The following is a 13,883-nucleotide window of genomic DNA, read 5'->3' on the forward strand; positions in this document are numbered from 1 at the left end:
TAAATGAGAATGTCTAGCTTTTGTGGATTAGAAGTATATTAATAATTCTAAAAACTAATACGCTACAGCTAACAAATAGCCGGAAGGAACAAGAAATTAGGTCGCTGTGCAGGTGGCGTTAGGGATTTATCCCTTACACCACGGGACGAGTTTTGAAACTCGCGTATTTTGCGAGGTTCAAAATCGAGATTCGAGACCGCTCTTTGGCTCGAATCGGTCCCCATAGCGACCTAATTTTCTTGTTCCTGGAGGCGCCAAATATAAAATTATTGCTAACCAAAAACAAATATGATAAAATTCTTCAGCTTGTTACAAATCCAATATAAGGGGGGGATTTTTATGGAACAAGAAGCATTTTCTATCAAGGGTTGGCGTCGAAATATTTATTTATTTTTAACCGGACAATTTTTATCTGGTATCACAAGTATGATTGTTCAATATGCGATTATTTGGTACTTAACGAAACAGACTGGGTCGGCGACGGTCTTGAGTATGGCAACGTTATTAGGGATGTTGCCAATGATTTTATTAAGTCCATTTGTGGGACCTTATGTAGACCGAACGAATAAGAAAGTCTTGTTGATCGTACCGGATATTATCGCGGCACTAGTAGCGGTCGTTTTAGCGATTGTAGGTTTCGTAACACATGACTTTCCAATTTGGCTAGTTTTCATTTCCTTAGTTATTCGTGCAATTGCCCAAACTTTCCAAATGCCAACGATTCAGTCGATTTTACCAACCATGGTACCGAAAGACCAGTTGACAAAAATTAATGGACAATTGGGAATGGTACAGTCGGCTAACTATATCATTGCTCCAGCGTTAGGGGCGTTCTTATTTGCCATCATTTCCATGCCAGTGTTGATTTTATTTGATGTTTTAGGAGCAATTATCGGGGTGACAATTATCTTGTTCGTAAAAATCCCTGAGAATGCACAAATTGACGAAAAAGTTCACGTTTGGACAGACGCCAAATTTGGCTTGGATCAATTACGTGCCAAAAAAGGTTTGTGGTACATCACTTTAATGGGGGCCGCCTTTACCTTGATGTTCATGCCAGCTGTCAGTATGTATCCGTTGATGACCATGTCATACTTTAAAGGTACAGTTGCTCAAGCAGGAATAATTGAAATGATTTATTCAGTTGGGGCATTAGTGGGTGGAACAATTATTGGTTTCTTAGGAAATTGGTCAGATCGAATCAAGCCAATTTTGATTTCAATGTTGGTCATGGGAATCACGATGGGAGCTAGTGGATTTCTACCAAGAAACTATACAGGGTTCCTATGGTTCTTCGCGTTAAATGCCATCGGAGGAATTGCTGCACCATTTTTCAATACTTTGTTAATGGCAATCATTCAACAGAGTTATCCACCAGAAAACTTAGGACGAGTATTAGGAATCATGAATTCACTAATGAGTCTAGCAGGACCAGTCGGATTGGTTTTTGCCGGACCATTAGCTGATAAAATTGGAGTTAACAACTTATTTGTAATTGCAGGAGTCGGAACGTTAATCTGTGGCGTCTTTGTCTTGATGAATTCAGCTACACGAAACTACGATAAACAATTACAAAAAGAGTTGAAAGATTAATTCGGTTTCCGTGCGGGAATTAGAATATGTATAAATAGTATTAAGTCAGATATTCAATTGTGGGTATCTGGCTTTTTTGTATTTAGATTTCGCTAGTTTTTTCAGAGGTCAATATAATCTTTAATTTGTTGTGAAAAATATGATTGTTTCTAAAAAATTAGACTATTAATCATATCATCATACAACGAACACACTAGTCTCTGTGAGCAAGAAACTTTGGCAGCAGTGCAGGTGGCGTTATGGCTTTAGCCATTACACCACGGGACGAGTTTTGAAACTCGCGGTCTGTGCGAGGTTCAAAATCGAGGATGGAGACCTTGGCTCCAGCCGGTCCCCACAGCGCCAAAGGTTTCTTGCTCACAGAGACGGCAGATAACAAAAACTTTTTTATTATTTTTTGTACTGTATCCGTTTTCTTATATAATGGTAGATAACGAAGAAAGGTGAGGGAAACGATGGCATACATTGAAGTCAGAAACGAATCGAAACGGTATCAAATGGGAGAAACGACGATTATTGCGAATAATAATCTGAATTTTGACGTTGATAAAGGTAAGCTAACAGTTATTTTGGGACCTAGTGGTGCCGGTAAATCAACTGTCTTGAACATTTTAGGTGGGATGGACACACCAACTGAGGGTCAGGTGATTATTGATGGTACCGATATTGCCACCTTTTCTGAGCGTGAATTGACAACTTATCGCCGCAATGACGTGGGATTTATTTTCCAATTCTATAACTTGATTCCAAATTTAACGACTAAAGAAAATGTTGAACTCGCCTCTGCTATTGTTAAAGATGCTTTGGATGCTACGAAGACATTGCAAGCAGTTGGTTTGGGTGATCGTATTGATAACTTTCCGTCCCAATTATCTGGTGGTGAGCAGCAGCGGGTGGCGATTGCTCGGGCTTTAGCTAAAAATCCCAAACTTTTATTGTGCGACGAACCAACTGGAGCCTTAGATTATGAGACTGGGAAACAAGTTTTGACCTTATTACAAAATGCGAGCCATATGGATAATAAAACAGTTATCGTGATTACGCATAATTCAGCTTTGGCAAAAATGGCTGATCGAGTGATTCGGATTCATGATGCAAAAGTTCAGTCAATTGAAGATAATCCTTATCCAACTCCAGTCCAAGATATTGAATGGTAGGTGATGAAAATGAGTCCTCTAACGAGAAATATGTGGCGTGATATTCGCAAATCAAAAGGACGTTTTATTGCCATCATCTTGATTATTATGTTGGGTGTCTTGATTTTTGTTGGTGTCAAAGCAGCCGGTCCCAGTCTAGATGACTCTTTGGACAAAACTGTATCTGATAAAAATTTGTCGGATATCCAAGTGATTTCGACCACTGGCTTTTCGGAAAATGATTTGCAATTAGCAAGGAAGGTTCCAGGTGCCCAAGTTGAAGCTACTAAATTTAAATATGTTATCGGTGGCAAAGATAAAGTAGCGGTGGCCTTGTACGGTTATGACGATAATGCCAAACAAAATCAATTGATTATGCGCAGGGGTCGGTTACCGGAAAAAGCAAATGAGATTGTTTTGGATAAAAATGCCAAATCAAAATATGATTATAAACTTGGTCAACAATTTAAATTTGCTAGTGATTCAGGTTTGAAGCAAAAGTCATATAAAATTGTCGGTTTCGCCGATTCACCACAATACATTGATAATCAGTCCCGTGGATCAACGAATATCGCCGATGGACAAGTCCAGTTATTTGCGTACATTCCGCAAGCACAACTCGATATGTCCGTGGCAACAATGTTGAATCTACACTTTGCTCCTTTGAAAGATAAAAATACTTTTAGCGACAGTTACAAAGATGGTGTAGCTAAGAAATTAACGCTACTCAAAAAGAAATTCAAGAATCGAAGTTATCAACGAACCAATGAGGTCATGTCAGATTATTTGACTCAATTTGATCAACAACAAGCCCAACTAGATCAATTACGAGCCAGCAATCCCCAACTAGCTAGTGAACAGCAAGTTCAGTTGAATGCCGCTCGGACGAAGGCTTTGAAGAAAGCTAAAACAAGCTATACTTGGCAAACACGTGATGATTTACCAGGCTTTTCAGCTTATGGTGAGAGTTCTGACCGAATTGCGGCAATTGCTAATGTCTTTCCAGTGTTCTTCTTCTTAATTGCAGCATTGATTACGTTCACGACGATTACGCGGATGGTTGAAGAAGCCAGAAGTGAAATCGGAACGTTCAAAGCACTAGGTTATACGAAATGGGAAATTTCTAAAAATTATTACTATTATGCCATTTCAGCAGGTGTGATTGGGGCCGTTTTAGGTGCCTTGATTGGAAATGAGAGTTTACCACGGATTGTTTTAGCACTCTATAAACAATATATGGCCCTCGATTGGGTCGTTGGCTTGCAGTGGTGGGTCATTCTAATTGCGTTAGTCTTCTCACTCTTGGCAACGTTGGGAGCAGCTGTTATCGTTATTCGCAAGGAATTAGTCGAAGGTCCAGCTGCCTTAATGCGTCCGAAGTCTCCCAAGTCAGCTAAGAAGATTTTGTTGGAACGGATTAAGCCATTGTGGAATCACCTTAGTTTCAACAGTAAAGTTAGTTATCGAAATCTATTCCGTTTCAAGTCACGAATGTTTATGACAATTATCGGAATTGCTGGAGGGACGGCTTTGATTTTGACTGGTTTCGGGATTCAAAATTCAATCGGAGCCAGTGGTGATCGTCAGTATAGTGATATTTTCGATTATCAAGCAGTCGTAAAATTAAATGACGATGCTAATTTGACGAATGTTAAAGATATTTTGAATCAAAATGACCAGTATCAAAGTAGTACAGCCATCAATTCAACCACAGCTAAGTTAAAAGTTAACGGTCAACAAGTTAATGATGTCAACATTTATACGCCTAAGTCCATCAAGCAATTTGATAAATATGTCCATTTAGGTACAAGTTTACAAAAAGATGGCGTAATTTTATCTAAGAAGACGGCACAACTGTTGGATGTGAAAAAAGGTGATCAAGTTAAAGTCACGACAACTGATGGTAAGAAAGTTACTGTCAAAGTTGGTGCGATTACCGAAAACTTTATCGGCCATTTCTTGTATTTGAGTCCCAACGTTTATCAAACTAAATTTGATGAGACTGCCAATGCCAATACGTTGTTATTACATTTGAAGTCACAAACTAGTTCTCAACGGAAACACTTGGCTAATAAATTGTTGAACTCTGGTGAAGTGATGGGCACTAGTTATACGCATGATGTTTTGAGTACCGTTTCGAAAATGTCATCATCATTGAAACCAATTATTTTGATTTTCGTCTTGCTATCAGGAGTTTTATCATTTGTCGTCTTGTACAATTTGACTAATATCAATGTTTCCGAACGGATTCGGGAACTTTCAACGATAAAAGTTTTAGGTTTTTATAATAATGAAGTGACGATGTATATTGTTCGGGAAAATATTATTTTGACGATTATCGGAATTATTGTTGGATATGGAGTCGGAAATTTATTGACGGCCTATATCTTGCATCAAGCCGCGACTGAACTAGTTATTTTCCCACTGACAATTAGTTGGTTTGGATATTTAGTTGCTACTTTATTGATGATAATTTTCACAGCTATTGTTATGCTAGTTACGCATAAGAAATTGCAGCATATCGATATGATCGGTGCGTTAAAATCTAATGAATGATTGAAGGTAAGCAATATGAGTTTAGAGAATGATAAAGTTCTAGTTATCGGTGGAACGTCTGGTTTTGGAAAAGAAGTTGCTATTATGGCAAAACATAAAAAGGCAGACGTCTATGTTATTGGCCGTGACCAAGAACGTGTGAACGAATTAAGATATGACGAAAATGTTCAAGGCAGTTCATTAGACGCACAAGATGAGAAACAATTGGAACACTTTTTCGAAAAATATGGTTCCTTTGATCATATAGTTTCAATGCTCGGTGGTGCTATGGGTGGTGGCTTTTTGAACAGTTCCGTGGCTGAAATTCGAACAGCCGTTGAAGATAAATTCTTTGCCAACTTACAATTAGTTCAAATCGCTAGTAAACATCTTCGCAATAACGGATCAATTATTTTAACTTCAGGTTCTGGTGGTCATCCATATGATGCATCAGGTGCTATCATTGGGAACCAAGCGATTAATACGATGGTTCAAGGTGTAGCTGTGGAATTAGCTCCAGATCATCGAATCAACGCTGTATCGCCAACTTGGACACCAACTGGACTGTGGCGTGATATGAATTCCAAGCAATTAGCTAAACAAAAGACAAATGTTTCCGAGAATGTACCGCTAGGGCGAGTGGCCGAAATTGGCGAAGTAGCTTCTGCCTATATTTATTTAATGGAAAACGACTATATCACGGGACAAGTTTTAAAGGTCGATGGTGGTGTGGATCTTTAATAGGTGTTATACTTAAAGCCAACTTTAAGTAGAGGTGAAAACAATGCCAGTAGAAATTGAAAGAAGATATCGTATCGGTGACTTTTCTGAATTGGTTGGTTTGAATAGCCCAACACTTCGTTATTACGAAAAAGAAGGCTTGATCAAGCCACATCGGACCGATAATGGCGTTCGTTATTATACTGATATGGACGCTAAATGGGTCAGATTCTTATTACATTTGAAGAGTACAGGGATGACGATTGAGCAGTTGAAACGATACGTTAAATTACGTGCCGAAGGCGATTCAACCATCAATCAACGCATCGAATTACTCGAAGAAGTTCGAAGCAATTTTGAAGTCGAATTTCAACAGATGCAAGATAGTTGGACGATTTTAAACGATAAGCTTGATTGGTATAAAGGTAAGATGGGTGGCCATATTGAAGATAGTGAACAGTTCTCTGATTACTTGCAGAGCTTGAACCATGGGTATTTGGAAGAACGTTAGTTGTCTTAAATGAATCAATTTATGTTGCTTAATTTACTTTTGGTTAGAGAGTAAATTAAGTAGCTGTTCAATAAATATCATGCTACAATACTGATGTAATAAAAAAGAGAGATGCCAGAAGCATCTCCCCGTGCTGATAGCCCGTTTAAGACGGTAGCTATTCTAAATTATTTAAAAAATAACCGTCGACTCGCCAAAGTTGGGACGGTTATTTTTTTCGGTCAATATAGATCATTATCGAAACAATCAAGCCGATTAAGGAAATCGTGTAGATTCCAAAGTTAAGCATCAATTGTAACGAGTCCGATAGGGACACCGCACTACTCCTTTCACTAGGATGACAGTCACTCAAGTAGAACAAAACCTCATAAGCAACACCTACTTTCCAGAATAGCAAATCGTCTTTCACTTGCTATCAAGAAGTATTATCTAATAATTTTTCAATGTTAGATAGTAAATAATTAAAGTTTAAAAATTAAATTCAAAGAGTGGGACAAAACATGTTCAGCTTTCGAGCATTAAGGCAAATAGCCCCAGTAATCTGATTTTTGATTGCTGGAGCTATTTGTTTTAAGCGGAAAAAGCTATGTTTTGTTCCACGTTTATGCAGCAAGTTTAAAGACAATAATAGTTTTGTCCCATGTTGTTTTATTTTTAAATAGCTAAAAACTTTAAATATACCCTTGACTTAAAGTCAACTTTAAGTAGTTTAATAGAAATCGTCAAGGAGGAATTGATTATGGCAAAACAAACAGCAGGACATGACTTATTAGGAGATTTTGCTCCACAATTTGCAGAACTAAATGATGATGTACTTTTCGGAGAAGTTTGGAGTAAAGAATCCGAACTCTCAGCACATGATCGTTCACTCATTACAATTGCAAGCATCATCTCAGCAGGAAATCTTGAGCAACTAGATGCTCATTTAAAAATTGGTAAGAAAAACGGTATCACTAAAGAAGAAATCGTCGCAGAAATTACACATTTATCATTTTATGCAGGTTGGCCTAAGGCTTGGTCCGCATTTAATCGTGCAAAAGAAATTTGGAAGGATGAAAAATAATTATGGCAAAAAATGAAGAATTAAAAACAAATGGCGTTTTCCCCGTTGGAGATAAGAATGACGCTTACGCACAATATTTTATTGGACAAAGTTATCTTAAAGGACTAGTAAGTCCTGAAGATAATATCGACTTCGGAGTTGGCAATGTCACCTTTGAACCAGGTTGTCGTAACGATTGGCACATTCACCATGATGGTTTCCAAATTCTTTTGGTTACTGGTGGAGAAGGTTGGTATCAAGAATGGGGCAAACCTGCTCAATTATTGAAGACTGGTGACGTTGTGGTTATTAAAGAAGGTGTTAAGCACTGGCACGGAGCAACTAAAGATAGCTGGTTCAGTCATGTAGCCATCACTAAAGGTCAATCAGAATGGCTCGAAAAAGTTACTGACGAAGAATATAACAAACTATAAGAGGTTAATATGGCAGAAAAAGTTTTAATTTTGGGTGCCGCAAGTCAAATAAGTAATTATTTGATTCCTGACTTATTAGCACAAACTGATGCTCAATTAACATTATTTGCCCGGAATGGACAAAAACGATTAAGTGAGTATCAGACACAAGCCAAGATTGTAGATGGCGATTGGACCAAATCTGCCGAGTTGCTAGGCGTATTAGATGGACAGGATATCGTTTATTTAGCCACAGTTCCTAATACACAGACAGCCCAAATAATTGTTGACGCAATGAAGAAAGTTAGTGTTAAACGGCTGATTGTCGCGGGTGGACTCGGAATTTTTGATGAGGTTGCCGGTAAATTTGGTGAATGGAATTCCCGAATGATAGGCGATTATACAGCTATCAAAAAGGCTTCATTTATTCTATGTGATAAAGATTTGGACGTGACATTTTTAAGAATGTCATGGCTTTATGATCAAGATAACAATACTAAATACGAAATTGTTCCTGAGGGAGAACCCTATAAAGGAACACAAGTGACTCGCCAAGCGGTGGCGCAATTAATTACTAATATTGTTAAAAGGCCATCGCTTTACAGTCAACAAAATATCGGTGTCGTTGAACCCAATACAGAATGGGATAAGCCATCGTTTTATTAAAGAAGGAAATTTATGATTAAAGATAAAGTCGTAGTAATTACCGGTGCATCAAGTGGTATCGGTGAAGCAACAGCCAAAATGTTAGCTAAAAACGGAGCCAAAGTTGTTTTAGGCGCTCGTCGTGAAAATCGTTTGCAAGCGATTGTTAATGATATTAAAAATGCTGGCGGTCAAGCTACTTATAAAGTAACTGATGTTAGGGATGCGCAAGAAGTTGCTGATTTAGTAACACTAGCTAAAAACGAATTTGGTAGCTTAGATGTGATTTTCAATAATGCAGGTATCATGCCAAGTTCACCCATCAGTGCTTTACATACCAAGGAATGGAATGACATGATTGACATCAATATCAAAGGTGTCTTAAATGGAGTTGCCGCAGTTATGCCTGATTTTGTTAAAAATAAACAAGGGCATATCATCACAACTTCATCAGTGGCCGGAATTAAGAGCTTCACGGGTGCAGGCGTTTATGGTGCCACTAAGTTTGCCGTTCGTAATTTGATGGAAGTTATTCGGATGGAAAGTGCTCAAGAAGGTACCAATATCAGAACCACAACCCTTTATCCAGCAGCAATTAATACTGAACTTTTGCATACGATTACCGATGAAGAAACTAAGAAAAACATGGATTCCTTCTATCAACAAGTTGGTATTTCACCCGAAGCAATCGCTCGAGTGGTCAATTTTGCAGTAGACCAACCAGCAGATGTTAATGTTAATGAATTTACAATTTATCCAACCAAACAAATGTAAAAGAAGTAAATAATTTACATATATTTCTCAGCAATTAACTTTTTCAAAGCAAATAGATTGGAATTAAATTTCAATATTATTTTGTAAGGAAATATCAAAATGATGTGAGTAAAGAGAGGGTATTCAAGTACTTCACAGGTATTTATTGTTTTCATCACGACCAAAAATGTATAGTTAAATAACCGAAAGTAGACCATGAAAATGGCCTATTTTTTTACACTATTTTTACATTAAATAGATTATATATATACATCACGTCCCCATACTGTAGGTAATGACTTATTTGGAGGGAAGATAATGTCGACAGTATTAACAAATATTACTAAGAGCTACGATTCAGAAAAGAATGTGTTAACTGATGTTAACGCCGAAATTCAAACCGGGGAATTTTTTGTAATCGTTGGCCCATCAGGTTGTGGTAAAAGTACGCTGTTACGCATGATTGCTGGTTTAACACCAATCAGTGAAGGTGAAATTCGCATCAATGATGATGTTGTGAATGATTTACCACCAAAGGATCGTAACTTAACAATGGTTTTCCAAAGTTACGCCTTGTTCCCATTTTTGAGTGTTTGGGATAATGTAGCCTTTGGTTTAAAGGCTAGAAAGAACACATCTCAAGCTGAAATCGAAGAACGCGTTAACGATGCCTTAAAGATGGTTAACTTGGAAGATCTCAAGGAAAGAAAACCACGTGAACTTTCTGGTGGTCAAAGACAACGTGTTGCTTTGGCTCGTGCCGTTGCTAGTGATGCCAAGATTTGTTTGATGGATGAACCATTATCTAACTTGGATGCTCAATTGAGAATCAAGATGCGTCAAGAAATTTATGCACTCCAAAGAAAACTAGGATTAACTTTGATTTACGTAACTCATGATCAAGTTGAAGCAATGACTATGGCTGACCACATCATGGTTTTACATGATTCAAAGGTTCAACAAATTGGTACACCAGCAGAAATCTACAAATATCCTGCTAATGAGTTCGTTGCTGGATTCTTCGGTGTTCCACCAATCAACATTTTGCCAGCTGTAAAAATTTCCGATGGTCGTCTCAATGTTAATAACGACTTTGAAGTAACTGTTGACCAACAAGTTCCAACTGATGATTTGAAAGTTGGTATCAGACCAAATGAATTAATGATTGAAAAAACTGATGAATTGCATGCTAATGCAACGGTTAAGACAATTGAATTCTTAGGTGATGAAAAAATTGTTTATATTAAGATGAGTAATAATGACCTTGAAGTAGCGGCTGTTGTTGCTAGTGACGCTGAATTTAAGGCTTACGACAGTATCAAAGTATCTACAACTGAAAAGGTACTCTTGTTTAATGGCGATGGCGTTAATATCACAAGAAACGCGGAGGATGCAGTTAATGCTTAAGACTTCGACAACTGACGTTGTTTCCGAGAAGAAAGCTGCAACGACACAACGCCATGGATTCCGCTTAAATGCGAAAGATAACTACTATGCTTCAATCTTTTTAGGTCCATCATTGTTAGTTCTAGGTTTGTTCGTTTTTTATCCAATGCTTAAAACACTTTATATCAGTCTCTTTTTAACTAACACATTAGGTAAAACAACCGTTTATGTCGGACTAAGTAATTATGCAAAATTGATTTCTTCACCTGATTTTATTTCTAGCATGGGTGTGACGTTATTCTATGTTGCGGCTGTGACTGTTTTGACAGTCGGACTAGGGTTATTACTTGCTAATTTGGCTAGTCAAAAACTACCAGGGATTGGTATTTTCAGAACGCTATATTCAGTGACAATGGGTGTATCAGTTTCCGTAGCCGCTATTTTCTGGCTTTTCATTTTCAATCCCTCAACTGGATTCTTTGCTTTACTAAGCAATGCTTTGAACTTACCAGTTGTAAATTGGTTGACTAATCCAACTAGCGCTATGTGGGCCGTTATTATTACGACTGTTTGGATGAATCTAGGCTTCACATTCTTGATTTTACTAGGTGCTATTCAATCAGTTCCTAACACATTATATGAAGCTGCTGACGTTGAAGGAGCTTCACCTAGATTCCAATTTTTCAATATTACTATTCCAATGATTTCACCAACACTATTTTTTGTTTCAACAATTACGATTATTGGTTCATTCAAGAGTTTTGGTTTGATCGATTTGATTACTAAGGGTGGCCCAACTAACGCTACTAACATGCTAGTTTACCGCATTTATAAAGATGCCTTTTATAGTGGAAACTATGCTAAATCTAGTGCAGAAGCGATTATTTTGACGATTATTATTGCCTTCTTCACATTGCTTCAATTTAAATTCTTAGAAAAGAAGGTGAATTACTAATGGAATTAGATGAACGTGCTGTTTTAAAACGTGTTTTTAATTATATGATTTTGATTCTATTAGCAGTCGTGATCCTAGCACCATTCTTTATCGGAATTTGGACTAGCTTTTTGCCAACAATGGATATCGCTAAGGGTAATCTTTTTGGAACTAATGTTTCTTTAGATAATTATGTAGCGGCATTTACAAGAACACCGATTTTACGTTACTTGGCTAATACAGTAGTAATTGCAACTATTACCATGTTTGCTCAATTACTTTTCTGTTCAATGAGTGCGTATGCTTTTGTCTTTCTCAAGTTCAGATTTAGAAAAACCTTCTTCACATTACTTCTTATAACAATGATGCTTCCGTTTGAAGCAGAAATTATTCCTAACTTTGCGACTGTAAAACAAATGGGCTTGTTAGATAATTATGCAGCTTTGATTATTCCATTCTTAACATCTGCTTTTGGGACATTCATGTTGCGTCAATCATTCTTGCAGACACCAGCGGAATTGAAGGAAGCTTCAGATATCGAAGGCTTGAATCATTTCCAATTTTACTGGCATATCGTTTTACCATACAACAAGATTAGTATGATTACTTTAGGTGCTTATAGTTTCTTAGGTGCTTGGAATCAATACCTCTGGCCAATGTTGACAACATTCAGTAATAATTCACGTGTAATTCAAAATGGTTTGAAGCAATTACAATCTGAAGAAACGTTCAATGACTGGGGTATGATTCAAGCTAGTGCCGCTATTATCGTGATTCCAACGATTATCGTACTCTTCATTGGTCAACATTACTTCAAGTCGGGGATGAATGAGGGGGCTGTCAAATAATGGCTAAATATAAAAAGTTAACTTTGCCACTGATTTTAATTTTAGGAATTGTCCTAGTTGCCATCTTTGGTAAAGCTATTTCAGCTAAGTCAGCTACCAATGATAATCGAACAGAAGTTGTCTTCTGGCACGAAATGGGTGGTCCTTCTGAACAAGCTTTGGAAAAAGTTGTTGATGGCTTCAACAAGTCACAAATAAAATACAAAGTAGTTCCTAAGTATCAAGGTTCTTATGATGAAGCAATTCAAAAGATTCTTCAAACACATAACACAAGTACTTCACCAGCTGTTTTCCAAGCGTTCGATATTTCAACAGCTCAAATGTTACACAGTGGGTACACAACACCTGTGCAAGACTTTATTGATGAAGATCATTACGACGTAAGTAAAATTTCATCAGTTGCTCGTGCTTTCTATGCCAATGATGGTAAGCAACAAGCAATGCCATTCAATACTTCTCAACCAGTCTTGTATTACAATGCTTCGTTGTTGAAGAAGTATGGTATTACACCACCACCAGTTTCACCTTCATATAGTGACATTACTCGTGTTGCCAAAGAATTATACGAGAAGTCAGGTCACAAAACTAAAGGTATGACTGTTCAAGTTTATGGTTGGTTTATGGAACAAGCTTTAGCTAATGCAAATCGCCAAATTGCTAACAACAACGACGGACACACAGGTAATCCAACTAAAGTTAATATTGATAACCCTGATACTGTTGAATTCTTGAAGTGGATCAAAGAAAACATCAAGGCTGATGATTTTATCGACTATGGTTCTGGTGCTAGTGCCGGAGCTAACCAAACTGCTGGTTTCTTATCAGATAAGGTTGGTATCTTTATTCAATCTTCAGCAAGTATCGGTCAATTAAGCAAGAACAATAAGAATGAACTAGGTATCACTTACTTCCCACATCCTGATGGCAAAAAGGCTAACGGTGTGGCAATTGGTGGGGCAGCTCTTTGGATCTCAAACGATAAGCCAAAGAATGTTCAACGTGGTGCCTTCGAATTCATTAAGTATACTTTGAAGCCAGAAGTTCAAGCTGAATGGCAAAAAGCAACTGGATACTTAGCACTTAATAAAGATTCTCAAAAAACATCTACCCTAAAGGATTTATATGCCAAGAATCCTGCGTCAAAAGTTCCAGGTGAACAATTAGCTAATGCCAAAGCTAACTTCGCCAACTCTGGTATTTTGATGGAAGGGATGCAATTAGCTCGTCAATTAGAAGAAGTTGCAATGGAAACTGTTTATAACGGTGGCGATATTAATTCAGCATTAAAGACTGCTGACAGAAGTATCAACGAAAACTTAACTCAATTGAACAAGGCTAACGGTTATAAGTAAAAGAAAAAATCATTC

14 protein-coding genes are annotated in these 13,883 nt (G+C 37.5%); 13 read left to right on the forward strand and 1 reads right to left on the reverse strand.

The features are described from left to right. Positions 1-339: 339 nt before the first annotated feature. The 5 genes from FD31_RS05790 (at position 340) to FD31_RS05810 (ending at position 6,495) form a co-directional block, all read left to right on the forward strand. Complete coding sequence (locus tag FD31_RS05790) at positions 340-1,593, forward strand: MFS transporter (protein WP_057891823.1); 1,254 nt, start codon at positions 340-342, stop codon at positions 1,591-1,593. 455 nt (positions 1,594-2,048) lie between these two features. Then, positions 2,049-2,750 carry an ABC transporter ATP-binding protein gene (locus tag FD31_RS05795; protein ID WP_057891824.1) on the forward strand — a complete coding sequence of 234 codons (702 nt, stop codon included), beginning with the start codon at positions 2,049-2,051 and terminating at the stop codon, positions 2,748-2,750. 9 nt (positions 2,751-2,759) lie between these two features. Next, a complete protein-coding gene (locus FD31_RS05800) occupies positions 2,760-5,285 on the forward strand; it encodes an ABC transporter permease (protein WP_057891825.1) in 2,526 nt (841 codons plus the stop codon). Positions 5,286-5,300: 15 nt separating this feature from the next. Next, a complete protein-coding gene (locus tag FD31_RS05805; RefSeq protein WP_057891826.1) occupies positions 5,301-6,005 on the forward strand; it encodes an SDR family oxidoreductase in 705 nt (234 codons plus the stop codon). 43 nt (positions 6,006-6,048) lie between these two features. Then, entirely contained in the window at positions 6,049-6,495 is a 447-nt protein-coding gene (locus tag FD31_RS05810; protein WP_057891827.1) for a MerR family transcriptional regulator, read from the forward strand. Positions 6,496-6,703: 208 nt separating this feature from the next. Here the strand turns inward: FD31_RS05810 and FD31_RS14575 are convergent, their stop codons facing one another. After that, positions 6,704-6,904 (reverse strand): putative holin-like toxin, encoded by a 201-nt coding sequence (locus tag FD31_RS14575; RefSeq protein ID WP_083483602.1) that lies wholly within the window; start codon positions 6,902-6,904, stop codon positions 6,704-6,706. A gap of 330 nt (positions 6,905-7,234) precedes the next feature. On the opposite strand from FD31_RS14575, the gene FD31_RS05815 reads away from it, so the two are divergent. The 8 genes from FD31_RS05815 to FD31_RS05850 all read left to right on the forward strand — a co-directional run bounded on the left by FD31_RS05815 (position 7,235) and on the right by FD31_RS05850 (position 13,868). Next, positions 7,235-7,558 carry a carboxymuconolactone decarboxylase family protein gene (locus FD31_RS05815; protein ID WP_041501259.1) on the forward strand — a complete coding sequence of 108 codons (324 nt, stop codon included), beginning with the start codon at positions 7,235-7,237 and terminating at the stop codon, positions 7,556-7,558. Between the two features lie 2 nt (positions 7,559-7,560). Beyond that, positions 7,561-7,971 carry a cupin domain-containing protein gene (locus FD31_RS05820; RefSeq protein WP_057891828.1) on the forward strand — a complete coding sequence of 137 codons (411 nt, stop codon included), beginning with the start codon at positions 7,561-7,563 and terminating at the stop codon, positions 7,969-7,971. 9 nt (positions 7,972-7,980) lie between these two features. Beyond that, positions 7,981-8,616: an NAD(P)H-binding protein gene (locus FD31_RS05825; RefSeq protein ID WP_057891829.1), complete on the forward strand. Its 636-nt coding sequence runs from the start codon at positions 7,981-7,983 to the stop codon at positions 8,614-8,616. Positions 8,617-8,628: 12 nt separating this feature from the next. Beyond that, a complete protein-coding gene (locus FD31_RS05830) occupies positions 8,629-9,369 on the forward strand; it encodes an SDR family oxidoreductase (RefSeq protein WP_057891830.1) in 741 nt (246 codons plus the stop codon). A gap of 297 nt (positions 9,370-9,666) precedes the next feature. Beyond that, the gene (locus FD31_RS05835) at positions 9,667-10,755 is read left to right on the forward strand and encodes an ABC transporter ATP-binding protein (RefSeq protein ID WP_057891831.1); all 1,089 of its coding nucleotides are present in this window, start codon (positions 9,667-9,669) and stop codon (positions 10,753-10,755) included. Next, positions 10,748-11,689 (forward strand): carbohydrate ABC transporter permease, encoded by a 942-nt coding sequence (locus tag FD31_RS05840; protein WP_057891832.1) that lies wholly within the window; start codon positions 10,748-10,750, stop codon positions 11,687-11,689. The genes FD31_RS05835 and FD31_RS05840 overlap by 8 nt, the downstream gene beginning before the upstream one ends. After that, entirely contained in the window at positions 11,689-12,516 is an 828-nt protein-coding gene (locus FD31_RS05845; protein WP_057891833.1) for a carbohydrate ABC transporter permease, read from the forward strand. Before FD31_RS05840 ends, FD31_RS05845 begins: the two co-directional genes overlap by 1 nt. Next, entirely contained in the window at positions 12,516-13,868 is a 1,353-nt protein-coding gene (locus FD31_RS05850; RefSeq protein WP_057891834.1) for an ABC transporter substrate-binding protein, read from the forward strand. Before FD31_RS05845 ends, FD31_RS05850 begins: the two co-directional genes overlap by 1 nt. Positions 13,869-13,883 lie beyond the last annotated feature (15 nt).

The sequence above is a fragment of the Companilactobacillus nantensis DSM 16982 genome (assembly GCF_001435815.1).
GTDB classification, from domain to species: Bacteria; Bacillota; Bacilli; order Lactobacillales; family Lactobacillaceae; genus Companilactobacillus; species Companilactobacillus nantensis.